Origin of the sequence: Bradyrhizobium erythrophlei (assembly GCF_900129425.1) — a bacterium.
GTDB lineage: Bacteria > Pseudomonadota > Alphaproteobacteria > Rhizobiales > Xanthobacteraceae > Bradyrhizobium > Bradyrhizobium erythrophlei_C.
This window is the reverse complement of record NZ_LT670817.1, coordinates 3,885,943-3,912,100: the sequence shown is the minus strand read 5'-3', so window position 1 is coordinate 3,912,100 and position 26,158 is coordinate 3,885,943. Positions and strand designations below refer to the sequence as shown.

Below are 26,158 nucleotides of genomic sequence, written 5' to 3'. Positions count from 1 at the left end.
TTATTTGACTCCACGTTGCTGGAGCTGCTGTTCGATCATCCGGTTCACGCCGCCGCGAATCCCGTCCATATCCAGCCCCTCGGTCAGCGCTTTCTTCTCCTTGATGTTGTCCATCGTGCCTTCCAGGATGTTCGCGGGATTGAAGCTCGGCGGGAACGAGCGCGGCGGAAACTCCTTGAACGTCGCCACGAACTGGAAAACATCGTCCATCGTGCCATAGACGGCGCCGACGTGGTTGATTTGCCAATCCCAGTAGGTGTTGGACGTGATGTCCGCCCGCTCGAACGGGTCCTGCATCAGGTTAAATATCTTCTGCAGCCGGAGCGTGGTGAAGGGCTCGGCCCAGAGGCCCATCGTGCCCTGCATGCGCTGCTCTGAGAAGACGTACTTGTAGTCGCCCTTGCGCAGGCCGACGAGCAAACCGTCGTCGTCGGAATAGAAGAAATTGTCGCGGGCACTCTTGGTGCCGTTGTTGTTGGCGGCAGAACCACTCACGTTGCGCAGGAATTGGGACTGGTCGTAGCCGTCGAGATGCACCTTGTAACTGATGCCGTTGGCGGTGTAGCCGGACTTGAGCTTGTTGACGATGTCTGGCTCGCCCGCGATGGCGCAGAGAGTGGGTATCCAGTCGTTGTGGCTCATGATCTCGTTGGTCACCGTGCCAGGCTTGATGGCCGCCGGCCAGCGCACCAGGCACGGCACCCGGAAGGCGCCTTCCCAGTTGGTGTTTTTCTCGCTGCGGAACCAGGTCATCGCAGCGTCCGGCCAGGTGTTCATGTGCGGGCCGTTGTCGCTGGAGTAAACGACGATGGTGTCGTTCGCGATGCCCATGTCGTCGAGGGCCTTGAGCAGCGTGCCGACCGTGTCGTCGTGCTCCATCATGCCATCAACATACTCACTGTCGCCGTGGGTGTAGCGACCGCGATGACTGGCGCGGACGTGGGTTCGCAGGTGCATGCGCGTCGCGTTGAACCAGCAGAAGAAGGGCTTGCCCGCCGTTTGCTGGCGCTTCATAAAATCGATCGCCGCGGCCGAGGTTTCATCGTCGATGGTCTCCATACGCTTCTTGTTGAGCGGACCGGTATCCTCGATGGTCTGTTTGCCGATTTTGCCGAAGCGCGGATCGACTGTGGGATCGTCGCGGTCGGTGGCCTTGCATTTGAGAACGCCGCGCGGGCCGAACTTGGCGAGGTAGGACGGGTCTTTCGGATAATCCGGCAGCTCCGGTTCTTCTTCGGCATTGAGATGATAGAGGTTGCCCAGGAACTCATCGAACCCGTTCACTGTCGGCAGCGACTCGTTGCGGTCGCCGACGTGGTTCTTGCCGAATTGGCCGGTCGCATAACCCAAGTTTTTGACAAGCCCCCCGACCGACGGGTCCAGTTGGCTCATGCCCATCGGTGCACCCGGGAATCCCACCTTGGTGAGGCCGGTGCGAATGCCATGCTGCCCGGTGAGGAATGCCGCCCGGCCGGCAGTGCAGGACTGCTCGCCATAGTAATGCTGGAACTTGATGCCCTCGCGGGCGATGCGGTCGATGTTCGGGGTCTCGTAACCCATCAGGCCGTTGGAGTAGGCACTGATATTGGCGATCCCGATATCGTCGCCCCAGATGATGAGGATGTTCGGCTTGCGGCCGGATGGAGCGGCAAGCGCTGTCGGAGCAGCAGCCGGCGCGGCGTTTTGTGCCTGCGCGAGCGCCCCGGAGGTCAGCGTCGCCGCTGCCACCAGCGCCGACGAGCCAAGCAGGATATTACGACGGCTGGGGGTATGACCTTCATTCAAGGGCGCTTGGTGTCGGTCGTGCTCTTCAGTGTCGTCGGGCATTTTTGGCTCCTTCTTCACCATGAGGACTGACAATTATTCCGCGGCCGGCGTCCTCCTCACGCAGCGGAATCCAACGTGGCTGGTTGACGTATCGATCGCCTCGGCGTGGCGCGCGGCCGGCCGGTAACGACGGCAATAGTTTGGCGCACAGAGATGCGAACCGCCCTTCAGCACCTTGCGCGGGATTCTGATGTCCGGAAGAGAAGGATCGTAGCTCTGCTCTTCCCGACCGCCGCGCGGGTTTTCGGGAATGCAGCACGCCTTTGGCGCATCGGCCTCGTGCTTCGATGCGTACCAGTCCACCGTCCACTCCCAGACATTGCCGATCATGTCGTGGAGGCCGTAGCCGTTCGGCGGGAAGGCGCGAACCGGCGACGTCCGCTCGAATCCGTCCTGATTGAGGTTCCGCAAAGGGAATTCACCCTGCCAGGTGTTGGCCATATGCGCGCCGCCGGGCGTGAATTCGTCGCCCCACGCGAACTCGGCGCCGTCGAGGCCGCCCCGCGCAGCGAACTCCCATTCGGCTTCGGTCGGCAGATCCTTGCCTGCCCATTTTGCGTAAGCCAGCGCGTCCGAAAAGGAAACGTGCACGACGGGGTGATCGTCGGATGTATTGATGTTGCTCTTGGGACCGTAAGGATGGCGCCAATCGGCGCCCCGCATGAAGGTCCACCACTGGCTCCAGTCGCTGAGGTTGACCACGCGCGGAAGTGGAGCAAACACCAGCGAGCCGGCGTAGAGCATGTGCGGAAGAGCGCCGGGATAGTCGGCTGGATCAGGCGGAATCTCCGCATAGGTGACATGACCGGTCGCCTTGACGAACGCCTTGAACTGACGGTTCGTTACCGGCGTGCGATCGATCCAGAAGCCGTCCACCGTCACGCGATGGACCGGCGCTTCCTCGGGATAGTGATGGTCCGATCCCATGCGGAACGTGCCGCCGGGAATCCGGACCATGCCGCCGGTCCGGCTGTCTTCCGATGACCGATCGTCGCGCTCGATGTCGGTTCGCGGCGTCGTCATCGCCCGCTCCAGACGCGCGCTATTGCGGACAAACGTCCCAGAATCCCTGCGTCCGGCTCGGATCGGTGTGGTACCGGCAGTAACCGGGTGCCGGCGGCAATCGGCCAAGCCGTCATCGCGAAACCAGCCAAACCAATTATGACCGCGCAGGCCGTGCCCTTGAAAGTCTTTGGTGCGCAGCCACGTTGACGAACGAAAGTCATCATTGTCGATTGCATTTTCCAAGCCCTTTCGTTCCAAGTCCCTTCGTTCCAAGTCCTCTCATGTTTGCCCGCCGCATCATTGACGTGCGCGGCGAGGATCTCGGTCAGCACCTCTTCCCTATTTGATCGCGTCCCCAAGCAAGCTCGTCCGCTCGGTTTTAGCGGTCAACCTCAAATTGTTCGCCGATCTGAGCGAATTTTGCGTCGGTGCGACAGGGAGCCGCGCCCGACGCCAAACTTCTTTCATGGATCGAAGCAAACTTCCTTCATGGATCGAAGTATGTCTCGCATTGATCGATTATATACGCCGAGCGAATGCAGCTTTGTGCGAGAATTAAATTCAAACAATGCGGCAGCGATGCGGCTCAGAGCCGCAAGCGCAAAGCGAAAACGCGACCCGGCCTCGCCAACCCTGCAACTGTGCTATAACGGTCATCATCATTTTTTCCGTTGTGACTAACCAATCACGGATTTTCGGCGCTGCCCGTGGCCTCCTATCTGAAGCGCTGCGACGACAACCCGGCAAATCCTTTGCTCGCCGGAAAAGGCTTCGCGCTTCACGGCCGACTTCGATGGCCGCCGCTGGTCGCAAATGCCGCGAGGAGGTTTGCAGTGGGTTCAATCGAATCGAGCGTCAGGCGAATTGGCTGCGCGGTTGGCACGCACGGGCTCGATCGTGTCGACCGTTGATAAAGCCTATTTCGTCAGCAGATGCCGTAGTGAAGCGTGGTGAACTCGCGCCGTCAGCGAGTTGACGAAGGACCGAAATAAGGATCATCCTGCCGCGGGTGGCTCCGGAAGCGTCAACTTGATCCCTTAAGATGGGTGATTGAGAATGAACAACGAACGAGATGGGTTACCGGCCAACAACAAATGCGACTAACGCATTTTCCAGTTGTATCGAACCATCATCAGGCACCCAACGGGCCTGATGGTTCGAGACGCGCGGCGTTGCCGCGCTCCTCACCATGAGGGTCTCAGACCTCATCCTGAGGAGCATCGCGAAGCGATGCGTCTCGAAGGATGATGCCACCGAACTGGAAAGTGCCCTAGTTCCGCAGCGCCGCTCTCGAAGGCGCGGCGTCATGGTTGCCGACGTTGTTATCGCCGGTTGCTTTCTTGCAGTCCTGACGCTGCGACCGAACGTTGCAGCGGCACAGAGCGCCCCTTCCCAGGATCAAAACGCCAATAACGGCAATGATCTCTTTCGGCCCCCGCCGAACCTCTTTCAAATCCTGTACGATTATAGGACGGCTCCGGGAGGCGGCAGCACGCCAGGATCAATTCGCGATGTCACGACCGACAGACTAAATCTGCGGATGGATCACGCGCTGGATCTGGCGCCGCTGTGGATCCTCGCATTGCGCGCCGATCTGCCTCTTCTCGCCAAAAATCCGGTCAACTCCAGCAATCCCGACGGCGATTACCTTTATGGCGTCGGTGACGCCGATCTCCAGGCCGTCATCGTGCACAACTTGAACCAGCGCTGGACGGTCGGCTTCGGCGCCCGCCTTATCATGCCTACGGGCGGAGACACTATCGGTTCGGGAAAATGGCAGATTATGCCAGTTGCCGGTATGCGTTACGCATTATGGGAGATCAATTCGTCCAGCTATTTCGAGCCGGTCGTGCGATACGACGTCAGTTTCGCAGGCGATCCGACAAGCAAAAATATCAGCAACCTGCAGTTCGCGCCCACTTTCAACCTGGGCCTTCCCGACCGGTGGTTTCTCAGCTTTTATCCAAGCGCAGACATCCGGATAAATCTGGGAGATCCGATTACCGGCCAGACCGGACGGTTGTTCCTTCCGTTCGACGCCAGAATCGGACGCCAATTGTCTGACAATGTCACCTTGTCGTTCGAGCTCGGCGTGCCACTCATCAGGGATTACCCGGTTTACAATTTGAAGACGCAAGTCAGGCTCAATGTCACCTACTAGCTAGAACATGGTCGGCTCTACCCCGATCACGTAGTTCTGCCGGCGCCACCGCAGCACCGTTGCCCTCAGGCGAATACGAGAAAAATTATTCGCCAAATGTGATTTTTCTCACATTTGGCCGCGGCCGGACCGGTCTAGTTTGGCGCGAGCTCAAGACTTCGGTAACCACGTCAGCCGCGAACGGCAGATCGATACAATTTGATCGATCCGTTCAATCTGAAACCAAAAGACTTTTGAGATGGTGCGCTCTCGAACGTGGGAGAGCGCGATGAGTGAAGTTGAATTCGACCTATTGCTGGATGCCGTGAGAACGGCGATTGCGCCCGCTCCCGAGGAGGATTTCTTGCCCTGCCAACTTACCTTCAATGAGCCGCCGCGGGCCGTCAACGACAACCAGCTGGCTTGGCCGCTCATTCCCTTTCCCCAAGGCTGGCACGCCGTCTGCTGAGGGGCGTTGCTGAACTTGCGGCGGTCTCTCGAATAATCGGCACAACAGCCGGGTTGCATTGATAGCGGCCAGGTGAACTGGCCGACACGATTCTGCAGTTCGCTGGCCGCCGTCCCGAGCACTCAGCGTTGAGATCGATGTGGCCGGGTACGCATCGTGGGTTGCGAAATGAAATCCGCGCCGCTCGGCTGTGACGGATTCGCAACATGCCCTCGCGTGCGATCATCCGCAACTCCAACGTGAACTCCAAACCAAATTCCAGTCTGAGAATGGCCGACGTTTATCTCGGCATCATGATCGCCCCCCTACTATGCGTCGAGAATGCGTTTCCGCCGCGTTTTCCGTTTGATTGAGATCAAAGCGGAGCGCCTTGCGACAAAACCCGATTGCAGGCCAGCCAACGGTTCCCTGAAATCCCCAACGCTAGTCTAAAATTCATTTTAGTGGTGCCGGCGGATCATCGACCTAGATCAATTTCACGCATTCGGCGTTGTAGTGAATCTTGTGGAGCTTTTACATCTCGACCTCCCGGTATTCCGCGTTCCCCATGCGCCACGAGACCTGAAAGGCCAATTGCGTTTCCGAGAGCCGCGCTTCACGCGTGCGCGAAGTGCGACGGCAAAAGGTGGTGCTCATGCAGCACCAACCGTGCGAAGTCCACAGGAGGCGAAAATGCGCAATAGTTCGCAACGTCTTCAGAATGGCGCAGCAAAGCGCTGTGCCGTCTGCGACGGAAAGTTTGGTCTCATCCGGTACTACACCTGGCGAAATGCGGTGTGCTCAAAGACGTGCGTTGAACGTTTCAAGGCCCGCGAAGTGGGTGACCGCAGATGGCTAGGCCAGCTCGAGGGCGCCTTTCTGCCGTAAGAGACCACGCGCAGATTTTCCGCCCAGCCGCCACAGGCAAGTCTTTCCGGGTATGCCCGAGAATGCCGGTGTGACAGCGGATACCGAGCCGAAGTCAGCGTGCAAAATCGGAAGCAAACGGTTCCGAGGCAACTCGACGGGACGGATGGCGAATAAAATAACTTTGTGAATTCAATGGGATGACGTTGGAGGCCACGACCAGAATTGAACTGGTGTACACGGTTTTGCAGACCGTTGCGTAACCACTCCGCCACGTGGCCCCATAAGAGCGATCTCATATACGCCCTGCTGGGGATAGGCAACCGAGGCGACTCGAGCCCATTCGCTTCTGGTAGAATTCAGAACCGAGGCCCTCGTCCCTCATTTGACGGATTTTCTTCACGCAAACAGGTGCCCGCTTCGCTTGAAAACGCCGGTTTCAGGCGCGTTTGCGGCGGCGATAATCGCGCTTGGGTTTCGGCTTCGGCGCGAGCTCCGGCATCACGCTTTGCGCCTCGCGGTATTTCGCCAGCATCCGCTCGAAACTTGAGTGCAGCGTCTCGGCGATATCGGGCCGCTTTTCGAGGCTGCCGAGCAACATCGCCGCCGCCTCGATGGTGGACAGGCCGTCGCGGCGCGGCTCGCGACGCAACTGGCCGTAGCGCGACGGTCGCGCCGGGCCGAGGATGACGCGCTGGCATTTCAGCATCCAGGCGTTACGCCACCACAGCGCCTTGGCCTGGCTCCAGGTGCCGTCGAGCAGCACGACGCCTTCGATATCCCTGAGGATGGCGCGCTGGTTATCCTCAATCTCGCCCTTGCGGTTGATCGCAACGATATCGCTTGACGTTTCGAGGTCGGCGACTTTCGCGGAACCGAGATAAAGCACCGCCCAGCGTGAGGGGTCGGCGACCGGCCGTCCCAGCGCCTTGGACAGGCTCGGCCACGACAATCCGATTCTAAGGACCGCATTCTTGAAGTGCAGCGCGGTCAGCCGCGCGGTGCCGAGCGCCCTGTCCTGCTCCTGCGGATGCTGCAGGATCAACAGCGAAATCCGGCTCTCGATCGGCTCAATGCTGTCGCAGATGCACAGCGGCAACGGCTTGTGGCAGCTCGGACAGTCCGGTATCGCCTCGGCGACGCCGGTGTCAGGTTCGGTTTGTTTCGACATCCGCCCGCTATACGCCCCAAGGCGGTGCGCTTCAACAACGCAGGGGCATCCGGGCTTATTCCGCCGGAGCCGCGGGCTCCAATCGCCGCCGCAGCCGGTCGATCAGGAGATAGATTACCGGCTCGGTATACAGCGTCAGGATCTGCGAGACTCCGGAGGTGCGGCAATCCTGAGTGCAGTGCACCGCATCTCGCACATCAATGATGGGGCGGGAATGCGCGTCGCCCTGTGGTTGTTTCGCGGCATCCTGACCTTCGACGGGCAGACACCGTCATTCAATACCGGCTTGGCGACCGGCGATTGCAAAGATTATAGTGGGGCGGCGTTATCTGCCGCCGGGCGAGAGCCCGGGTCGCGGGACAGCGCTCTGGTCCAGTGAAGGTCGGATCCGAAGTAAGCCGGCCCCCGCGAAGCTCGGACACAGAGCCGCATCTCTTGATGGGTCTGTACATGTCTGCATTGATCCCCGTAACCCCCGAAAATGTCGAAAAACTGCTTGCCGACCTGCCCCGCCTGGTTCGGTTGGCGCTTGGCTTCGGCTCAAGGCTGCGGCGCGGCACGCTCGAGGTCACGCTGCCCGACGGCCGCCGGATCAGGCTGGGCGGCCTCGAGCCGGGCCCGTCGGCGGCCATGACGCTTTACAATTACGGCTTTGCGGCGCGGCTTCTCAACGGCGGCGACATCGGCATAGCCGAGGCCTATCTACACGGCGAATGGGACACGCCCGACCTGACGCAGTTTCTCTATTTATTCTGCGTCAACCACGACCTCATTCAGGCCATGCTCGGCGACAAGCCGCTGATGCGCTTCGCCCAGATCGTCCGCCACTGGTTCAACCGCAACACCAGGCGGCAGGCGCGCCGCAACATCTATGCGCATTACGATATCGGCAACGCGTTTTATTCGGCCTGGCTCGATCCCAGCATGACCTATTCCTCGGCCCTGTTCGAGGATCACACCCCGGATCTGACGGCGGCGCAAAACAACAAGTACCGCCGGCTCGCCGAAGCGATCGATCTGCAGCCCGGCCAGAAACTGCTGGAGATCGGATGCGGTTGGGGAGCCTTTGCGGAATATGCCGCCAAGGTCTTTGGCGCAAAAGTCGTCGGGCTCACGATCAGCAAGGAGCAGCGCGATTTTGCGCAGGCGCGGATCCAGCAGGCCGGGCTCAGTGATCAGGTCGAGATCAGGCTGCAGGACTATCGCGACGAGCGCGACCGTTACGACCGCATCGCCTCGATCGAGATGATCGAGGCGGTCGGCGAGCAGTTCTGGCCGCGATATTTTTCACAGTTGCGCGACCGGCTGCTGCCCGGCGGGCTCGCCGGCATTCAGGCCATCACCATCCAGGACAGCCTGTTCCAGACCTATCGACGCGAAGTCGATTTCATCCAGCGCTACGTTTTTCCCGGGGGCATGCTGCCCTCGCCGCAAGTGCTGAAAGCGCTCGGCGAGCGGTTCGGCGTTCCCGTTATCCGCGAACGCATTTTCGGGCAAGATTATGCCAGGACGCTCGCCATCTGGCGAAATAATTTCCGCGCCGCATGGCCGAACCTGATGCCATCAGGCTTCGACGACCGGTTCCGGCGGCTGTGGGAATACTACCTCGCTTATTGCGAGGCCGGTTTCCTGTCAGGGAATATCGACGTGCGCCAGGTCGTGTTCGCGAAGGCGAAATAGTCGCAGCGCGCGAATCGCACGCAAAACGGCTTCCACTTTGGCCGATCGCGCTCTAGGGTCGTTGGCATATTCGGCAACAGACTGGCAAGAATTCGCGCATGAGCATCAACAACGACGTCGTCGAAGCGATCGGCAATACGCCGCTCATCAAGCTGACGCGGGCTTCCGAGCAAACCGGCTGCACCATTCTCGGCAAGGCCGAGTTCATGAATCCGGGCCAGTCGGTGAAGGATCGCGCCGGCAAATGGATGATCCTGGAAGCCGAGAAGCGCGGTGACCTCAAGCCCGGCGGCCTCGTGGTTGAAGCGACCGCCGGCAATACCGGCATCGGCCTTGCTGTCGTTGCAAACGCGCGCGGTTACCGGACCTTGATCCTGATCCCGGAAACACAGAGCCAGGAAAAGAAGGACATGCTGCGGCTGTGCGGCGCCGAACTGATCGAAGTGCCGGCGCTGCCCTACTCCAATCCGAATAATTACCAGCATGTCGGAAAAAGACTCGCCGAACAGCTGCGCAAGACCGAACCCAATGGCGTGCTGTTCGCCGATCAGTGGAACAATCTCGACAACGCCAAGGCGCATTACGAGTCGACCGGCCCGGAGATCTGGCAGCAGACCGGCGGCAAGATCGACGGCTTCATCTGCTCGGTCGGCACCGGCGGCACGCTCGCCGGCACCAGCCGGGCTCTGAAGGAGAAGAACAAGGGCATCGTGGTCGCCTGCGCCGATCCGCATGGCTTCGCGATGTACGAACTGTTCAAGCACGGCAAGGCCAAATCGACGCCAGGCGATTCGATCACCGAAGGCATCGGTCTTGGGCGCGTCACGCCCGTGATCGAGACAGCCGAAGTCGACGACGCCTTCCTGATTCCGGACGAGGAAGCCGTCACCGTGATCTATGAACTGCTCGAGCACGAAGGTCTTTGCCTCGGCGGCTCGACCGGAATCAATGTGGCCGGCGCCATCCGGCTCGCCAAGCAGCTTGGACCGGGCAAGACCATCGTGACCATTCTGTGCGACTCCGGCAATCGCTATCAGTCGAAACTGTTCAATCCGGAGTTCATGCGCTCGAAAAACCTGCCGGTGCCGGAATGGATGGAGCGGCACAGCAAGATTGATCTGCCGTTCGAAAAGGTGTGATCGCGCGGACGCGGCGGGTGCGCCGATTTCAAAAGGCTCGCCGGCCGAATCCTGCCCCGGTCGCACGCGCGATGCGTTCGGCGGCTGCGTCCGTGTTTCGTGAAGGGTTGCCGCGCGGCGCGTCAAACCCAGGACTTTCGTAGTCGCCGCTCGGCCAAAACATCAACGCCAGCAAAAGTCCCAGGTTGGTCAGCGCGCCGACGATCGTCCCGCCATGCTCTTGCCCGAGCGACCACGCCGGGATTTTGCCGGCGACAACATGATCGACGATGAGAATCGCGATCCACGCCGGAATGACGCAGACCGGGTCCCACCCGATATCCCTGACGCGCATCGACTGCAGTGTGAACGTCATCCAGGCAAAAAACACCCCGGCCCATATCACCGGCCACGTCATCAGGCTCGCGGGGTTAAGCATTCCCCTTGGAGTGCCGTGAAATATCGAACCGGCAATCACAAAACAGATGGCGGTCATGACGATGGCCAGGGCAATGGTGGCCAGGAAATAATGCATCCGGCCGAGCCGGGCGTTGAAGCCGAACAGGAAACCCAACATTGGCGCACCTCCTTTACGCCAACTGCGCACAAACTGCTTTCCGCGCGGTGAACGGGCTTCGGTCCGGCCGCTCTATGGTTTCCAATTGCTTTCGCTGATTTCCAAAATCGGCCTGCGGCGGACACTGACAAGGCCGCATTCAACGGGCTTAATAACTCAGCGTCGTCCCAGCGATATGGAATGTCAGGAAAAACCACGCGATCATCACGCTGCTGGCGGCAATCAGCGTGTGATGGATACGCGACCATCGGCTGCCGATGCCGTGGCGCCAGAACCTGGCGGCCGCCGCCAGCGTCAGCACCGCGCCGAACACGCCGAGCCACGCGAAGGCATAGAGCGCCAGCAGCCAGGGATCGAGACCGTCATTGAAAATGGTGAAGTCTGAACTCATGGCAAAAAGCACCGCGGTAGCGCCAATGACGGCCGCATCGACCAGCACGACCAGCCTGACGGCGAGAAAGTTGCTTTGGTCGCCCCTGCCCTCGCTCCATCGCCGCTTGCGCCGGTAACGCCATAACGCAGCGACCGGCCAACCCAGCAACGTCAGCAGTACGACCGCCGTGCTCGCAACCAGCGCCGGCGCGATCCAGCGCAGATCGAGCGACCAGGGCACGCGCTGCAGACGAAAAGCCGGCGTGGCCAGGTACGAATTGGAGCCGCCGTCATCGACAAAGGCGAAGCGCGCGCCTGGCCCTTCGTAGAGATCGCGCTGAACGCGCTTCCAGGGCGCGCCATTACCGAACGGCCAGATCGCAGATAACGCTCGCACATGCCCGTCCCCGTCGACCTTGACGACAATCTGCGCCAGCAGTGCGGATAATCTGACAAAGGACGACTCGCTGCGCCTGCTCGTCTGATAGATGCCGGCCACACGCTCCGCGCTCGGAAAGCTGGCGGCGCCCGCATCTTCCCATTCCGTCGCCCTGGGCAGAAAACGTCGGGCAATGGCCGCCACAGGACGGGGCATCTCGCTGGAATTCTTGATTTCTCCAATTCCGTCGCGTGATACAAAAATTCCGACGCCCTGCTCGGGGAAAAACCTCAACTCGCTGAAGAACGTCATGGTTTCGCCGTCATGCCCGATCGAGTCATGGCCCGCGATTTTGGTTCCGAGGAACACGAGACCGAGGTATCCGGCCGATGTCGCGTTGCCCGGCGCCATCATTTGGTCAAGCAGCACCTTGGGCAGGATGCGAACGCCATCGAGTTCGCCGCCATTCATCAGCGCGCGGATGAACCGGCCCATGTCCTCGCCTGTCGCCGAAAGCGCACCGGCCGGCGCGGCGGCGATGGTCTCGAAAAACGGCAGCGGCGGCTTGTCGGATCTGCGGTAACCTTTTGCCATCAGCGGCTCGAGATCGTCCGGCAACGGCTGCTGGAATGTCGAGTGGCTCATACCGAGCGGATCCAGAATATGCCGCTGAATATAGGAGGCGTAGGGCTCACCCGAAACGCGTTCGACGATATAGCCGGCGAGCGCGATTCCATAATTGGAATAGGCCTCGACATCGCCGTTGGGAAACAGACGCTGCGGCAGATTTTTCGCGAGCCAACGCCCGAGCGGTTCAGGCTCGCGGTTTCTCGAGAACAATCCTTTCGCATGTTCCTCGAAACCGGCCCGATGCGTCAACAGCCGGCGCAGCGTGACGGGAACGCCGCCCTGTGGCGTCGGAATGGCGAAGTCGATGTAACCGTTGACGTCGCGGTCGAGATCGAGCCGGCCTGCGTCCACGAGCTGCATGACGGCGATGCCGGTGAATAGCTTCGAGATTGATCCTGGCCGCACCAGCGTCGCATCGGCCGTGAACGGCTTTTTGGCACCGATGTCCGAAAAACCATAGCCCTTGGCGAAAACCGGGCCATCGCGCGTCACCACCACGACAACGGCACCAGGGCCCTGGTGCTTGCCGATCCACTCCGCCATCAGCGGATCGACCACGCTGGCGATGTTGGCCGCTGTCAGCTCAAGCTGTGTCTGCCGCACCGCTGCGTCGGCGCCTGTGGCAAAAACCATCCAGGCGAAAACGATCGAGAAAGCGAGGCGCAAGAAGCCGGTGACATGAAGGGAGTTCATGGAAAATCCCCGAGAGAAAATCCCCATGACGGGTAGCGAATGAAAATTTCTCGATTCTCTATTCGCGATCCCCTGTTCGCGCTGTTCGTCTGACCTACCGCAATATCTGACTGAGAAACAACCTGGTGCGCGCGTGCTGCGCGTCGGCGAAGAAATTCGAAGGCGTGTTCATCTCGATAATTTGGCCTTCGTCCATGAACACGATGCGATCGGCCACTTCGCGGGCAAATCCCATTTCGTGAGTGACCACCAGCATGGTCATGCCCTCATTGGCGAGGTCGACCATGGTATCGAGCACTTCCTTGACCATCTCGGGATCCAGCGCCGAGGTCGGCTCGTCGAATAGCATGACCTTCGGGTTCATGGTCAGCGCGCGGGCGATCGCGACGCGCTGCTGCTGACCGCCCGACATCTGGCCGGGAAATTTATTGGCCTGGTGCGGGATCTTCACCCGTTCCAGATATTTCATGGCGGCGGCTTCGGCGTCCTTCTTCGGGATGTTGCGCACCCAGATCGGCGCCAGCGTGCAGTTCTCCAGCACGGTCAAATGCGGAAACAGGTTGAAACTCTGGAACACCATGCCGACCTCGCGCCGCACCTCATCCACGCGCCGCAAATTCGGTCCCAATTCGATGCTGTCGACGACGATCTCGCCTTCCTGGAATTCCTCCAGCGCGTTGATGCAGCGGATCAGGGTCGATTTGCCCGACCCCGACGGGCCGCAGATCACGATGCGCTCGCCCTTGCCGACGTCGAGGTTGATGTCGCGCAGCACGTGAAAATCGCCGAACCATTTGTTGAGGCCGGCAATGTTGACGATCGAGTTCTCGGTCATGGTCAGTACTCAGCTACGGCGGTGGGCGTTCAGCCTGTTCTCGACGAACAGCGAATAGCGCGACATGCCAAAACAGAAGGTGAAGTAGATCATTCCGGTGAATGCAAATCCCGTGAACAAGGTCGTCGGCGTCGCCCAGTTCGGATCGGAGAACGACGCCCGCAATGAACCCAGCAGATCGAACAGCGCCACGATCGACACCAGGGAAGTGTCCTTGAACAGGGCGATGAAGCTGTTGACGAGGCCGGGAATGACATGGCGCAAGGCCTGCGGCATCACGATCAGCGCCGTGGTTTTCCACCAGGAAAGGCCGAGCGCGCTGGCGGCCTCGCCCTGCCCGCGCGGGACCGCCTGCAGGCCGCCGCGGATCACTTCCGCATTATAGGCGCCGGAAAACAGCGCGACGCCGATCAGGACGCGAACCAGGCCATCGATGGTGAAATTTCCGGGCATGAACAGCGGCAGCATGTAGGTCGCGAAAAACAGCACCGTAATCAGCGGGACGCCGCGCCAGAGTTCGATAAACGTAATCGAAAAAATCCGGATCAATGGAATCGTCGCCCGCCGGCCCAGTGCCAGGGCGATACCGACCGGCATCGAGGCAACGATGCCGGTGACAGCGACCACCAGCGTCACCAGAAGACCGCCCCACAGCCGGGTATCGACCAAAGGCAATCCGCCGCGATCGAGACCCATCGCTGATATCACCACGCCAATGCCGGCGAACACGATCAGGCTGATGACAAGGGAACGCCATCCGGTGCGGAAACCGCCATTCAGGGCGAACAGCAGCACCGAGACGATCACGGCTGACGCCGCGAAGTCGGCCCACACCGGGCGTGAGGTCGCCTGGATCTGATCGCGAAGCCAGACCAGCGGCCAGATCACGAAGGAAATGGCGGTGCTCAGCAGCACCACAAGCTTGCCCAGCAGCGTTAGCAGCGGTCCGATGACCGCCGTTGCCTCGCCCGCGCTTGCAAGCTGGCGGCCGGCATCACCGATGCTGTCGACAAACCCCGATAAAAGGCTGGCCGTCCAGCTAATGCCGAAGCCTTTCAGCCCGCCGCCATGCAGCAGGAAAAACGCAACCACGGGAAAGGCGATGAAGAACAGCGCGGCATTGGCGCCCTTGGCGGGAAGACGCGGAATCAACAGGGGCAGCAGCAGCACCGCCGCCAGGAGAAAGGTCAGATTGACCCGCCATCGCTCGGGTTCAGGATAAAATCCGTAGATGAATTGGGTGAATTTCGCCGCCACATAAGGCCAGCACGCGCCGACTACGTGTCCCGCATGTTCGGCAAGACAGGCATCGCGGTCGGTCCCGTGCCAGACCGCGTCGACCAGCAGAAATTTTACGGCGGGAACAACGGTAAACCACAGCAGGAGGATGCTGACGATGGTGAGCAGGATATTGGTCGGAGAATTGAACAGCCGGGTGCGCAGGAAGCCGATAAAGCCGGTGGTCTTGATCGGCGCCGGCCGCTCGGGCATGAGTTCCTGCCGGACGAAGGACGAGGCGGCTATCTCGCTCATGTCCCCATGCTCCGGCCGATCCGCCATCCGTAGAAGCTCATGATCGCGCTGGTCACGAGCGAAATCAGCAGATAGACGCCCATGGTGATGGCGATGATTTCAATCGCCTGGCCGGTCTGGCTGAGCGTCGTGCCGGCGAACACAGAGACCAGGTCGGGATATCCGATCGCCACCGCCAACGACGAGTTCTTGGTGAGATTGAGATACTGGTTGGTCAGCGGCGGCAGGATGACGCGCAAGGCCTGCGGCACCACGATCAGCCGCAAGCTCAAACCGCGCGTCAGGCCGAGCGATGCGCCGGCTTCCATCTGTCCCTTGTGAACCGACTGGATTCCGGCCCGCACGATTTCGGCGATGAAGGCGGCGGTATACGTCGAAAGCGCCAGCGTCAGCGCCACGAATTCCGGAATGACGCGCGAGCCGCCGGAAAAATTGAATCCCTTGAGTTCGGGTATTTCAAAACTGACCGGCGCACCGAAGACCAGTGACGCAACCAGCGGCAATCCAATCAGCAGGCCAACGATATAGGGCCAAATCGTCAACAGCTTGCCGGTCTGAAACAGTTGCCGTCGCGCGTAAGTCCGCAGCAGCAGTGAAGCGATAATCGCAATCAGCAGAGCGACCGCCACGGCTTCCAGCCCCGCCTGGGGAACAGGCCTTGGAATGACCAGGCCGCGGTTTGAGAGAAATATGCTGCCGAACAGCGAAATGCTTTGCCGCGGACCGGGCAACGCGCCGAGCACGGCGAGATACCAGAACAAGATCTGAAACAGCACCGGCAGGTTGCGCACCAGTTCGACATAGCCGCCGGAGATCCGCGACAGCAGCCAATTCGGCGACAGGCGGCCAAGGGCTACGATAAATCCGATCACGGTCGCGAAGAAGATGCCGATGACCGCGACCACAAGCGTATTGACCAGGCCCACGAAAAACACGCGGGTATAGGTGTCGGATCCGGAATACGGAATCAGGTTTTGGCTGACGTCAAAACCTGCCGTATTCGACAGGAACCCGAAGCCGGACGTGATCCGCTGCGACTCCAAATTGACTCGGGCGTTGGCGACGATTTCATAGCCAATCCAGGCGAGCACGGCGACGAACAAAATCTGGAGGACAAATCCGCCCCAGCCCGCACGTCCCCCGAGCGCGCGCCGCAATTTGGCGACAAACTGCGGCGGCGGTGTTCGGGGCTCGGTGTTCATCGCCGCGGCCGCTTGCCGCGATCAGCGAATCGGCGGCGCGTATTGAATGCCGCCCTTGTTCCAGAGCTGATTGAGCCCGCGGGCAATTCCGAGCTTCGAGCCGGCGCCGACGTTGCGGTCGAAGGCTTCGCCATAGTTGCCGACGGCCTTCACGATCCGCGACACCCAGTCCTTGGTGACCCCGAGCTGTTCGCCGAGATTGCCGTCGGTTCCGAATACGCGCTTGAGCTCCGGCTTGTCCGATTTCGCCATGTCGTCGACGTTCTTTTGGGTAATGCCGAGCTCTTCGGCGTCAACCATCGCAAACAGTGTCCACTTCACGAGATCAAACCATTGATCGTCGCCGTGGCGCACCATCGGGCCGAGCGGCTCTTTCGAGATCACCTCCGGAAGCACGGCATGATCGGCCGGATTCGAAAGCTTCAGACGCTCGGCATAGAGCTGCGATACGTCAGAGGTGAAGACGTCGCAGCGCCCGGACTCATAGGCCTTGATGGTTTCGTCGGCGCTGCCGAATGCGATCACCTCATACTTCATGTTGTTGCTTTTGAAATAGTCGGCCAGATTCTGTTCCGTGGTGGTGCCGGTCTGCACGCAGACGGACGCGCTGTTCAACTCCAGCGCCGAATTGACCTTCAGGGATTTTTTCACCAGAAAACCCTGACCGTCATAATAGGTCACGCCGGTGAAATTGGCGCCGAGCGAGGTGTCGCGGGAAAGCGTCCAGGTCGTATTGCGCGAAAGCACGTCGATTTCGCCGCTCTGCAGCGCCGTGAAGCGATCCTTGGCCGACAACGGCACGAACTTGACCTTGGTCGGGTCGTCGAAGATCGCGGCGGCCACCGCGCGACAGACATCGACATCGAGCCCGGTCCAGTTGCCCTTGTCGTCGGGGGACGAAAAGCCCGGCAAGCCTTGGCTCACGCCGCAGGATAACATGCCCCGGTCCTTGACCGTCTTCAGCGTTTGCGCTGACGCGGCTTGGATCGAAAGACCGGCGGCGAAAGCGAGGGCGAAAACCAGTGATACGCGTTTCATGAAAAAGCCTTTCAAGGGTCGTCCGGGAACGTTTGCTTACCATCGCGGACGCCGACGGGCCAACCCTGTGATCCACTGCCGCCAACGCCAGTCTGACAAGGCAGCCTAACGCGCAGTCCGGTCAGCGATGGATCGAAGATCGCGGCAGGCCCCTCAACGTGCAGCGACGGAATAACTTCCCGCGCATCACAGAACGACTGGCGATCCGGGTCAAGGGGTTGACGACCGTCTTCTGTGTCCTGTTAGTAACAAACCCAGCCCGAACCCGCCGTCCGGCGAGGTTTCCAGCCAACCGCGGCTGCGGCAAAAAGTCATTCGAGAGCAGCGGACGTATGAATTCTTCAGACAATAACGAACCATCGCAGCCGCTGAAGGCGGAAACCACGCTGGTGACCGCCGGCCGCGACACCAAGGCGCAAAAGGGATTCGTTAATCCCCCGGTGGTCCATGGATCCACGGTGCTTTATCCGACGGCCGAAGATCTGCACGCCCATCGCGGCGAGTATCAGTACGGCCGCCGCGGAACCCCGACCACCAAGGCGCTGCAGCAGGCGCTGATGGCGCTCGAAGGCCCACAATGCGCCGGCGTTGGCCTTGCGCCCTCGGGCCTGTCGGCGATCAGCACGGCGCTGCTTGCGGTGCTGAAATCAGGCGATCATCTCCTGGTCTGCGACAATGCCTACCGGCCGACCCGCAATTTTTGTGAAGGCCTGCTTTCCCGTTACGGCGTCGCGACGACTTATTTCGATCCGTTGATCGGCCCGGGCATCGCCGAACTGTTCAAGCCGAACACCAGGGCGGTGCTGGTCGAAGCGCCCGGTTCGCAAACCTTCGAAATGCCGGACATTCCCTTGATCGCTTCCGTCGCGCATGAGCGCGGCGCGCTTGTCATCGACGACAACACCTGGGCGACGCCGCTCTATCACCGCTCGCTCGATCAAGGCGTCGATATCAGCATGCAGGCCGCCACCAAATATATCGGCGGACATTCCGACATCATGTTCGGAACCATTTCCGCAAACGCCAGGGCATGGCCGCTGATATCGGAAGCGATCCAGCTATTGGGAATCTGTGCCGGGCCGGACGATGTATTTCTAGCGCTGCGCGGTCTGCGCACGCTTGCGGTGCGGCTCGCGCAACACCACCGGTCCGGGCTCGAGATGGCGCGATGGCTCGCGGCGCGGCCCGAGGTGACCAGGGTGTTGCACCCTGCCCTGGAAAGCGATCCGGGCCATGCGATCTGGAAACGGGATTTTACCGGTGCCTCCGGCCTGTTCAGCATCGTTCTGAAGCCTGCGCCGCAGAAGGCGGTCGATGCCTTGCTCGATACCGTCAAATTGTTCGGAATGGGCTATTCGTGGGGCGGCTTCGAGAGCCTCGTCATTCCCTTCGACTGCGAGCCCTACCGCACGGCCACCAAGTGGTCACCGGGCGGCCCGACCTTAAGGCTCCATATCGGACTGGAAAATGTCGACGATCTCAAAGCCGATCTGGAACGCGGGTTTGCGGCCTTCAACGCCGCTTAGGATTGGTTCAGCGGCGTCCGTCGTCGTTGCGCCAACCGATCGGTGTTCGGGGATCTCCCGATCAGTCATGACCCGGACCGATAAGCGTGCTATCCTGAAGTCCACGACCGGTCCTTTGTAGCTCGGCAGCAACAATGTCCTCATCAGACGGATCGAACGGCGCGCCGGACTTGTCGCTTCGGAGGCGGAAAAACAAAAGTTCGCCGTTTCTGCTCCTGGCAGCCGGGTTGCTGATCTTCGCGGCCATTGTCGGTGCTGCCTTTCTTGTATTACGACCGACAACCCTGCGAATTGCGGTGGGCCCATCGGGGAGCGACGACCAGAAACTGATACAGGCGTTGGCGCAGTCCTTTGCCCTTGAAGGAAGTCCGGTTCGGCTCTCCGTGATCACGACTGCCGGCCCGGTCGATAGCGCTGCACTGCTCGGAACCCGCAAAACCGATCTCGCCGTGGTTCGTGGCGATGAGGAAATGCCTGATGGTACGGAGTCCGTCGCGATCTTGCGCAAGAACGTTGTGGTCCTGTGGTCGGCTCCCGGCCTTTCGCGGAAGACATCCAGGAAGGAAGCCAAACCAAAAATCAAGGGGATCGACGATCTCGCAGGGCACCGCGTCGGCGTGGTCGGCCGGACGGAAGTCAACGCCACATTGCTCCGAGTGATCCTGAAGGAATCGGGTGTCAGCCCAGACAAGGTGGAAATCTCGCTATTTGGCACCAACCAGATCGGGGAAATGCTGCGCGATCCAACCATCGATGCGTTCATGACGGTGGGGCCGCTCGATAGCAAGATTACCTCGGATGCAATCATCTCGACCGCTCGTGTCAGGGGCGAACCAACCTTTCTTCCGATCGACGTTTCGGAGACGATCGCTTCGAAGCACCCGCTCTACGAATCCGAGGAAATTCCCGGCAGTTCCTTCACTTCATCGCCCGCCCGACCCGATGACACGATTGAGACGGTAGGGGTCAATCACCTGATCGTTGCCCCGAAGTCCCTGTCTGACAACGCCGCCGGAGCGTTTATCCGGCAGCTATTCGCCGTTCGCACCTCGCTCGCAAGAGAGATGCCGAACGCGGCGAAAATCGAGAAGCCCGACACGGACAAGGATGCCGCGCTGCCCGCACATCCCGGAGCAGCAGCCTACATTGACGGCACCGAACGAACCTTCATGGATAAATACAGCGACTACATCTGGGGCGTGGTTCTGCTTCTTTCCGTCGTCGGTTCGGGCAGCGCCGGGTTGCGCCACTATATGAAGCGCGACGAACGAAAGTTGAATACGCTACACCGGGAAAAGCTGCTGGCCACGATCGCACTGGTGCGAAAAATCGATTCCGTCGATGAACTGGATGCGTTGCAATGTGAAGCAGACGACATCCTCCGTGAAACCCTCGATTGCTACGAAGACGGAGCGATAGACGAAGCGGATCTGTCCGCCTTTGGCCTTGTGCTCGAACAATTTCATCACGCTGTCGTGGACAGAAGGGCCGCGATCGGCGAAACCGCATCCAGTTTGCCTCGCGTGCGCGCCGGATAAGCGCTGCGCGCTTTTGATCCGATGGCCCAGGGGGCGCGGGGGTATCCGGTATTCGATGCCGCCGGCGAACTACCCGCACACCAGAACGCCGAGAGCGATGTGGCGGCGCTATCGGCGCCGGCCGCGGGCCGATAGCGGCTAATACTACTGAGTCAGAAGGTCGCGGCCGTCTGATTTGAGAATCACTTAACGTAGAGCTTCCCATTGAGAAACAGGAGGTTGGGATGGCTCTTCGGGAAGCGAAGGGTGTTCAAGCGCGTTTTACGCGGTATATCGAGAGTCTTGTCAGCGTGATCGGCCACGCAGATCGGGCAGGCCCGTTGCGCGACTATTGCACGGGCCTAATTGTGTCGGAAGCACGCAAGAGCGTTGAGCCGATGGCGGCGATCACAGCGCCGGATCGAACGGGCGCACAGCATCAGTCCTTGCTGCATTTTGTCGGCCAAGGGCCGTGGTCGGACGAGGTGGTTCTGGCCAAGGTTCGCGAGATGGTGTTGCCACAGATTGAACGGCGCGGACCGATCACGGCGTGGATTATCGACGACACGGGCATTCCCAAAAAGGGGCAGCACTCGGTTGGGGTAGCGCACCAATACTGCGGACAACTTGGCAAGCAGGCGAACTGCCAAGTCGCCGTATCGTTGTCGATTGCCAACCACGCGGCGAGCCTTCCTGTGGCCTATCGGCTGTATTTGACGAAGGATTGGGCTTCGAACGAGGCGCGTCGGCTCAAGGCGAAGGTGCCAGAAGAGATCTGCTTCAAGACCAAGCCGGAGATAGCGCTTGAGCACATCCACTGGGCCTGTGAGACCGGCCTTCCTGGCGATGTGGTGCTATTGGACGCGGGCTACGGCCACGACTCCAAACTGCGCGCCGGCATCACAGCTCTCGGGAAGGCCTATGCGGCAGCTATACAGCCGCAGACCTTGGTGTGGGCGCCGGGCATACGGCCGGGCCGTGCCCCGAAGAAGGGCCGCCGGGATGCGCCTGATACGATCTCGGTCAAAGAGCTTGCCCTCGGGCTGCGTGCGAAAGCATGGCATACGATCGAATGGCGGGAGGGCACGAATGCACGGCTCCGCTCGCGGTTTGCCCGCGTACGGGTTCACGTTGCATCGAGCCATGAACAGGCTGAGAAGCCGGCAAAAGAGTGGCTGCTGATCGAATGGCCCGAGGGAGAGGATGCGCCGACCAAATACTGGTTGTCGACCTTGCCAAAAAGCATTCCGTTCCGCGATCTGGTCGACACGGCCAAACTGCGCTGGCGCGTGGAGCGTGACTATCAGGAACTCAAGCAAGAGCTCGGTCTCGGTCATTTTGAAGGTCGAGGATGGCCAGGCTTTCATCATCACGCCACGCTGTGCATCGCTACCTACGGGTTCCTGATCTCCGAACGGGAGACGATTCCCCCCTCAGGACTACGTAGCGCCCGGCTGTTCCCGGAGATTGTCGTATCCGACGGCTATCGACCCAGAGGATCCTCCATTGCGGCCTGAGCGACACATCCCGAACTCAATCGCAACGATGCGCCGTAGGCTCATCGACGCCATCGTTAAACGCCTGCCACGATGTCCCTGCTGCCACTCTCTCAACGCACCGTATGCAAGGCAGACCCGATAAATGACACAGTAGTACTAACGCATTTTCCAGTTGTATCGAACCACAATCAGGCACCCAACCGGCCTGATGGTTCGAGACGCGCGGCGTTGCCGCGCTCCTCACCATGAGGGTCTCGGACCTCATCCTGAGGAGCATCGCGAAGCGATGCGTCTCGAAGGATGATGCCACCGAACTGGAACGTGCCCTAACGATTCAAGGTCTGCGATCCGCTCGCGCGATTCTTCACGATCAGCATGATATTGCGGACATAGATGATAGTGGCCAACGCCTGTCCGAGGATGATCACGGGCTCGCGTTTGACGATGCCGTAGACCAGCGTCATCAACCCGCCGCCCATCGAGAAAATCCAGAACGCCATCGGCACCACGCTTCGTCCGGCGCGCTCACTCGAGATCCACTGCACCAGGAAGCGCGCCGTGAAAAACAGTTGCGCGACCAGACCGAAGCCGAGCCAGAAATCGAACTTGGCGATGAAAACGTCGTAGAGATAATTGCTGAAGTCCTGCCCGAACTGGATCAACATCACTGCACCTCGGTCGCAACAGGCGTCGGTTTCTTGCGGCGGATCAGCCACCACACCCCGGCGAGATCGATGATTCCAATCCACAGCCGATCGAAGAAGCCGTAATTCGACACCCCGGAACGGCGTGGCCGATCGATCACCTCGACATAGGCGATCTCGTAACCCTCCCGGCGCACCAGCGCCGGCAGAAAGCGATGCAGCCCGTCGAAATACGGCAGCATCAGGAAAACCTCGCGCCGGAACGCTTTCAGGCCGCAGCCGGTGTCGCGGGTTCCGTCGTGCAGAATGCCGTTGCGTATGCCGTTGGCGATCTGCGACTGCATCTTCTTGAAGCCGGTGTCCTTGCGGCCGACGCGCTGGCCGGCGGCCAGACCGACGCGCTCGCCGCCGCTCTCGATCGCCGCGATCAGATTCGGCAGGAATGCCGGATTGTTTTGCCCGTCGCCGTCGAGGGTCGCCACGATGGCGCCGCGCGCCGCGCGGACCCCGCTGCGCACCGCCGCCGATTGACCGGACGATATCGCGTGACGGATCTGGCGCAGATTGGCACGCTGCTTCATGACCGCTGCAAGCCGTTCGGCGGTCGCATCGGTCGAGCCGTCATTGACGTAGATGATCTCATAATTCCATCGGCCGTCGAGCGCGCTCGCGATCTCGGCGATCAGCGGGCTCACATTCTCGGCTTCGTTGCGTACGGGGACAACGATGGAAACGGCCACCGCCGCTGGGTCAGAAGAAGGCAAATCAACGCTCATCGTTTGAGTTGGCCCGCCGCCGGAACCGCGGCATCCAGCGTTTACGGCGTCCGTTTCTTATGGGGCTGACGCCCCGCGGGCAACCCTTTTGAAGCGCCCCAGCGAGGATCCGGCGAGGGGCACAATCTCGCCATCGCGACGGATAGCGAACCCCAGACGGCGGGCGGCGAACCAGTATCGTACCGACATCGCGCCGATCAAACCGATCAACGCCCCCGCGACCACGTCGCTGGGATGATGGGCCAGGAGAACCAGGCGGCTCGTGGCGATCAGGATCGCATAGACGATCATCACTGGCCGCGCCCGGGGCCAAACCGCGGCCACGGCGAACGCCAGCGCGACGCTTGTGACGGCATGGGCGGAGGGAAAGCTGGCATAGGCCTCGGTTCCGGCGAAGGGCTCGAAGTTGAAGGCATTGGCCTTGCCTCCGACGAATGGCCGGCCGCGCCCGGCGATCCATTTGACGACCTCGCCGGCGAGAACCGGCACCAGCACGGCGAAAAATACAAACTGCAGGCGGGCGCCAAAGCGGAGTAGCGGCGATTTTCGTGTTTCCGGCAAAAACGGCGAAACAAGCACAATGATGAGCAACGCCCCCGCCAGCGCCCCCTGCACATAGGCCTCCTTGCCGAAGTCGGTCAGAATGCGAACCGGCCAAAGACTGGCGGTGCCGCGCGGCGGCATCAGGCCGATCTCTCTGGCGTCCACCGCAAACATCAGCGCGACGATTGCGGCTCCGAGAATTGCCGTTATCAGCAACGAGTGCCGCGCCAGTCTTCGCGCCGCCTCGGCGCGCCGCGCGTGTGACGGCGGGCGCACAAGCTGGATCGCCGAGCGCCGCACCAGGACGAAAACCTGCGAGACATAATTCGACGAACCGCCGGCCCGGGCGGACATCCTACTCCGTGCCTTCGGAGCGGAAGATCGCGATCGAAATCGCCCTGCCCTGCGAAATATTATAGCCGTCGATGCGGGCGGCGACATTGTAGCGCAATCCGATGGCTTCGGCGCGCTGGGCGAAACCGCGTTCCGAGCGGGCTTCCACCAGCGCGAACCTGCAACTGCCCTGGCCCAGGAAATCAGCGGCGCCCGATCCGTCCGTCAGCAGCGTCTGGGTGCCGGTCATGAACACCAGGCTTGGCTCGTGAAAACCCGCGGCGGCGGCTTTCGGCCCGACGCAGACGACGTTGCGTAGCGCGCGCGCGATTTCGGCGCTCGGAAACAGGGGCGTCAGTGCCGGCACCACGACGCCGTAGATGGCGGCCGCCAGAAACATCGCCGCGACCACGGCGTTCAGCAGTGAGCGTTCGGCGTGATTGTCGTCATACAGCCACCAAGCGAACAGCCCAAAGATCAGCGCGGCCGCCACGAACGGCCAGGCCAGAAACACCGGCTGACGCGTCAGCGTGATAGCGCCGATTACGGCGACGATCGAGGTCAGCGCGGGAACCACGAACCACCAGGCGGCGCCGCGCATCGTCAGCCATGATCGCGACAGCACGCGCCGCTCCAGCGCGCCAATCGTCAGGATGGCGATTGCCGGATACAGCGGCAGCACGTAATGCGGCAGCTTGGTCAGCACCAGTTCGAACACGATCCAGGACGGCAGCAGCCACGCCAGCAGGAACTGGGCGCCGGGCTCGCGCCTCGCCCGCCACACTGCCGGCGCCGCCAAGCCCGCCAGCGGCGCGCCCGGCCAGAACGTCACCCAGAACAGCAGCAGATAGGCTCCGGGCGGCGCGCCGTGGGATTCCTGGGCCGCCAGCTTGCTCAACATGTCGCCGCCGATCGAATCGGCAAAAAACGCATCCCCGGCGCGCCAGAAGATCGCAACAAACCACGGCAGCACCAGAACCAGCATCCACATCAGGCCCCACACGGGGCGCAGCCGCCACAGCCATGTCGCCGAGCGATCGAGGATCGCCAGCGTGGCAACCGTCAACACGACGAACATCAGGATCAACGGTCCCTTGAGCAGGATGCCGCCGGCCAGCGCGGTCCAGAAAATCGCCGGCCAGGTCCACGGCGGATGCTCGGGATCCTCGCCGCGCTGCCAGGACAGATACACCCGCGCCAGCGCTCCCATCGCGGCGACGACGGTCAGCAGCAGCATGGCGTCGGTCTTCGCCAGCCGCGCCTCGGCGCCGAGCAGGACCGAACTGCACAACATGAGCCCGGCGAGAATGGCGCCACGCCGGGTCACGAAGGCGAGCGCGGTCCAGTAGGTCAGCAGCACCGCTCCGATCGCACCGATCAGCGACGGGACACGGTACAGCCAGATCCTGACCTGTGCCCGCGGCAAGCCCAAGGCCGATGCGGTCTCGACCGCGGCGGACTGCAGCCAGTAGATGCCGACCGGTTTCTTGTAGCGCACCTCATCCTGGAAACGGATATCGACCAGATCGCCACTCTCGACCATCTGCTTGGTCGCCTGCGCAAAGCGCGCCTCGTCGCGGTCGATCGGCGGAATGTTGAAAAATCCCGGCAGGAAGAGCACCAGGCCACAGAAGATCAGGAAGGCGACCGCGCGGATATGGCTGGCGGTAACAAAATCGAGCGCGCCGGCCAGCCTGCTGCCCGGATTTACCCGGTGCTTGGGCTCGCGGGGCTCTCCAAATCGGGGGCGGGCATAGGTCTCGGTCATCGGTTCCGCATACGCTGAAACCGCTATTCCGACAACC

At 61.1% G+C, this 26,158-nt stretch carries 21 protein-coding genes and 1 tRNA gene; 7 read left to right on the top strand and 15 right to left on the bottom strand.

What is annotated here, in order from left to right; all coding sequences use genetic code 11:
* Both B5527_RS18605 and B5527_RS18600 read right to left on the bottom strand, forming a co-directional pair.
* Nucleotides 1–1,827 (bottom strand): arylsulfatase, encoded by a 1,827-nt coding sequence (locus B5527_RS18605; RefSeq protein WP_079607368.1) that lies wholly within the window; start codon nucleotides 1,825–1,827, stop codon nucleotides 1–3.
* Between the two features lie 33 nt (nucleotides 1,828–1,860).
* Nucleotides 1,861–2,850 (bottom strand): formylglycine-generating enzyme family protein, encoded by a 990-nt coding sequence (locus B5527_RS18600; RefSeq protein WP_079607367.1) that lies wholly within the window; start codon nucleotides 2,848–2,850, stop codon nucleotides 1,861–1,863.
* Nucleotides 2,851–4,414: 1,564 nt separating this feature from the next.
* Here B5527_RS18600 and B5527_RS18590 point away from each other — a divergent pair.
* Both B5527_RS18590 and B5527_RS18585 read left to right on the top strand, forming a co-directional pair.
* A complete protein-coding gene (locus tag B5527_RS18590) occupies nucleotides 4,415–4,993 on the top strand; it encodes a hypothetical protein (protein ID WP_154072348.1) in 579 nt (192 codons plus the stop codon).
* A gap of 268 nt (nucleotides 4,994–5,261) precedes the next feature.
* Entirely contained in the window at nucleotides 5,262–5,441 is a 180-nt protein-coding gene (locus B5527_RS18585) for a hypothetical protein (RefSeq protein WP_079607366.1), read from the top strand.
* Nucleotides 5,442–6,494: 1,053 nt separating this feature from the next.
* Here B5527_RS18585 and B5527_RS18575 read toward each other — a convergent pair.
* The 3 genes from B5527_RS18575 to B5527_RS47120 all read right to left on the bottom strand — a co-directional run bounded on the left by B5527_RS18575 (nucleotide 6,495) and on the right by B5527_RS47120 (nucleotide 7,642).
* A tRNA-Cys gene (locus B5527_RS18575) sits at nucleotides 6,495–6,568 on the bottom strand.
* A gap of 158 nt (nucleotides 6,569–6,726) precedes the next feature.
* Complete coding sequence (locus B5527_RS18570; RefSeq protein ID WP_079602822.1) at nucleotides 6,727–7,458, bottom strand: tRNA-uridine aminocarboxypropyltransferase; 732 nt, start codon at nucleotides 7,456–7,458, stop codon at nucleotides 6,727–6,729.
* Between the two features lie 55 nt (nucleotides 7,459–7,513).
* Nucleotides 7,514–7,642, bottom strand: a complete 129-nt coding sequence (locus tag B5527_RS47120; protein WP_276329336.1) for a hypothetical protein — start codon at nucleotides 7,640–7,642, stop codon at nucleotides 7,514–7,516.
* A 266-nt stretch (nucleotides 7,643–7,908) separates the two neighbouring features.
* On the opposite strand from B5527_RS47120, the gene B5527_RS18560 reads away from it, so the two are divergent.
* Nucleotides 7,909–9,138, top strand: a complete 1,230-nt coding sequence (locus tag B5527_RS18560) for an SAM-dependent methyltransferase (RefSeq protein WP_079607365.1) — start codon at nucleotides 7,909–7,911, stop codon at nucleotides 9,136–9,138.
* A 98-nt stretch (nucleotides 9,139–9,236) separates the two neighbouring features.
* Nucleotides 9,237–10,277, top strand: a complete 1,041-nt coding sequence (locus B5527_RS18555; protein WP_079602820.1) for a cysteine synthase A — start codon at nucleotides 9,237–9,239, stop codon at nucleotides 10,275–10,277.
* 28 nt (nucleotides 10,278–10,305) lie between these two features.
* Here the strand turns inward: B5527_RS18555 and B5527_RS18550 are convergent, their stop codons facing one another.
* From B5527_RS18550 to B5527_RS18525, 6 genes are all read right to left on the bottom strand, one after another.
* The gene (locus B5527_RS18550; protein ID WP_079602819.1) at nucleotides 10,306–10,833 is read right to left on the bottom strand and encodes a DUF805 domain-containing protein; all 528 of its coding nucleotides are present in this window, start codon (nucleotides 10,831–10,833) and stop codon (nucleotides 10,306–10,308) included.
* Between the two features lie 148 nt (nucleotides 10,834–10,981).
* Entirely contained in the window at nucleotides 10,982–12,907 is a 1,926-nt protein-coding gene (locus B5527_RS18545) for a serine hydrolase domain-containing protein (protein ID WP_172842586.1), read from the bottom strand.
* Between the two features lie 94 nt (nucleotides 12,908–13,001).
* The gene (locus B5527_RS18540) at nucleotides 13,002–13,742 is read right to left on the bottom strand and encodes an amino acid ABC transporter ATP-binding protein (RefSeq protein WP_079602817.1); all 741 of its coding nucleotides are present in this window, start codon (nucleotides 13,740–13,742) and stop codon (nucleotides 13,002–13,004) included.
* 9 nt (nucleotides 13,743–13,751) lie between these two features.
* Entirely contained in the window at nucleotides 13,752–15,275 is a 1,524-nt protein-coding gene (locus B5527_RS18535; protein ID WP_079607364.1) for an amino acid ABC transporter permease, read from the bottom strand.
* Nucleotides 15,272–16,477, bottom strand: coding sequence for an amino acid ABC transporter permease (locus tag B5527_RS18530; RefSeq protein WP_079602816.1), 1,206 nt, complete (start codon nucleotides 16,475–16,477; stop codon nucleotides 15,272–15,274). Before B5527_RS18530 ends, B5527_RS18535 begins: the two co-directional genes overlap by 4 nt.
* A gap of 21 nt (nucleotides 16,478–16,498) precedes the next feature.
* The gene (locus B5527_RS18525; protein ID WP_079602815.1) at nucleotides 16,499–17,515 is read right to left on the bottom strand and encodes an amino acid ABC transporter substrate-binding protein; all 1,017 of its coding nucleotides are present in this window, start codon (nucleotides 17,513–17,515) and stop codon (nucleotides 16,499–16,501) included.
* 332 nt (nucleotides 17,516–17,847) lie between these two features.
* Between B5527_RS18525 and metC the strand changes: the two genes are divergently transcribed.
* The 3 genes from metC (at nucleotide 17,848) to B5527_RS18510 (ending at nucleotide 22,075) form a co-directional block, all read left to right on the top strand.
* On the top strand, nucleotides 17,848–19,041 hold the full coding sequence (metC, locus tag B5527_RS18520) for a cystathionine beta-lyase (protein WP_079602814.1): 1,194 nt from the start codon (nucleotides 17,848–17,850) through the stop codon (nucleotides 19,039–19,041).
* A gap of 227 nt (nucleotides 19,042–19,268) precedes the next feature.
* Nucleotides 19,269–20,579 (top strand): TAXI family TRAP transporter solute-binding subunit, encoded by a 1,311-nt coding sequence (locus B5527_RS18515; protein WP_245332645.1) that lies wholly within the window; start codon nucleotides 19,269–19,271, stop codon nucleotides 20,577–20,579.
* 224 nt (nucleotides 20,580–20,803) lie between these two features.
* Nucleotides 20,804–22,075 carry an IS701 family transposase gene (locus tag B5527_RS18510; RefSeq protein ID WP_079602812.1) on the top strand — a complete coding sequence of 424 codons (1,272 nt, stop codon included), beginning with the start codon at nucleotides 20,804–20,806 and terminating at the stop codon, nucleotides 22,073–22,075.
* Nucleotides 22,076–22,383: 308 nt separating this feature from the next.
* Here B5527_RS18510 and B5527_RS18505 read toward each other — a convergent pair whose 3' ends face one another.
* The 4 genes from B5527_RS18505 to B5527_RS18490 are packed head-to-tail and all read right to left on the bottom strand — an operon-like array spanning nucleotide 22,384 to nucleotide 26,121.
* Complete coding sequence (locus B5527_RS18505) at nucleotides 22,384–22,722, bottom strand: lipid-A-disaccharide synthase N-terminal domain-containing protein (protein WP_079602811.1); 339 nt, start codon at nucleotides 22,720–22,722, stop codon at nucleotides 22,384–22,386.
* The gene (locus B5527_RS18500; RefSeq protein WP_079602810.1) at nucleotides 22,722–23,477 is read right to left on the bottom strand and encodes a glycosyltransferase family 2 protein; all 756 of its coding nucleotides are present in this window, start codon (nucleotides 23,475–23,477) and stop codon (nucleotides 22,722–22,724) included. The genes B5527_RS18505 and B5527_RS18500 overlap by 1 nt, the downstream gene beginning before the upstream one ends.
* A gap of 57 nt (nucleotides 23,478–23,534) precedes the next feature.
* Nucleotides 23,535–24,374 carry a phosphatase PAP2 family protein gene (locus tag B5527_RS18495; protein WP_079602809.1) on the bottom strand — a complete coding sequence of 280 codons (840 nt, stop codon included), beginning with the start codon at nucleotides 24,372–24,374 and terminating at the stop codon, nucleotides 23,535–23,537.
* 1 nt (nucleotide 24,375) lies between these two features.
* Entirely contained in the window at nucleotides 24,376–26,121 is a 1,746-nt protein-coding gene (locus B5527_RS18490) for an ArnT family glycosyltransferase (RefSeq protein ID WP_079602808.1), read from the bottom strand.
* Nucleotides 26,122–26,158 lie beyond the last annotated feature (37 nt).

Coding starts and splice junctions, on each gene's coding strand:
- B5527_RS18605 (WP_079607368.1), bottom strand. CDS start 1,827: ATGCCCGACGACACTGAAGAGCACGACCGACACCAAGCGCCCTTGAAT.
- B5527_RS18600 (WP_079607367.1), bottom strand. CDS start 2,850: ATGACGACGCCGCGAACCGACATCGAGCGCGACGATCGGTCATCGGAA.
- B5527_RS18585 (WP_079607366.1), top strand. CDS start 5,262: ATGAGTGAAGTTGAATTCGACCTATTGCTGGATGCCGTGAGAACGGCG.
- B5527_RS18570 (WP_079602822.1), bottom strand. CDS start 7,458: ATGTCGAAACAAACCGAACCTGACACCGGCGTCGCCGAGGCGATACCG.
- B5527_RS18560 (WP_079607365.1), top strand. CDS start 7,909: ATGTCTGCATTGATCCCCGTAACCCCCGAAAATGTCGAAAAACTGCTT.
- B5527_RS18555 (WP_079602820.1), top strand. CDS start 9,237: ATGAGCATCAACAACGACGTCGTCGAAGCGATCGGCAATACGCCGCTC.
- B5527_RS18550 (WP_079602819.1), bottom strand. CDS start 10,833: ATGTTGGGTTTCCTGTTCGGCTTCAACGCCCGGCTCGGCCGGATGCAT.
- B5527_RS18545 (WP_172842586.1), bottom strand. CDS start 12,907: ATGAACTCCCTTCATGTCACCGGCTTCTTGCGCCTCGCTTTCTCGATC.
- B5527_RS18540 (WP_079602817.1), bottom strand. CDS start 13,742: ATGACCGAGAACTCGATCGTCAACATTGCCGGCCTCAACAAATGGTTC.
- B5527_RS18535 (WP_079607364.1), bottom strand. CDS start 15,275: ATGAGCGAGATAGCCGCCTCGTCCTTCGTCCGGCAGGAACTCATGCCC.
- B5527_RS18530 (WP_079602816.1), bottom strand. CDS start 16,477: ATGAACACCGAGCCCCGAACACCGCCGCCGCAGTTTGTCGCCAAATTG.
- B5527_RS18525 (WP_079602815.1), bottom strand. CDS start 17,515: ATGAAACGCGTATCACTGGTTTTCGCCCTCGCTTTCGCCGCCGGTCTT.
- metC (WP_079602814.1), top strand. CDS start 17,848: ATGAATTCTTCAGACAATAACGAACCATCGCAGCCGCTGAAGGCGGAA.
- B5527_RS18510 (WP_079602812.1), top strand. CDS start 20,804: ATGGCTCTTCGGGAAGCGAAGGGTGTTCAAGCGCGTTTTACGCGGTAT.
- B5527_RS18505 (WP_079602811.1), bottom strand. CDS start 22,722: ATGTTGATCCAGTTCGGGCAGGACTTCAGCAATTATCTCTACGACGTT.
- B5527_RS18500 (WP_079602810.1), bottom strand. CDS start 23,477: ATGAGCGTTGATTTGCCTTCTTCTGACCCAGCGGCGGTGGCCGTTTCC.
- B5527_RS18495 (WP_079602809.1), bottom strand. CDS start 24,374: ATGTCCGCCCGGGCCGGCGGTTCGTCGAATTATGTCTCGCAGGTTTTC.
- B5527_RS18490 (WP_079602808.1), bottom strand. CDS start 26,121: ATGACCGAGACCTATGCCCGCCCCCGATTTGGAGAGCCCCGCGAGCCC.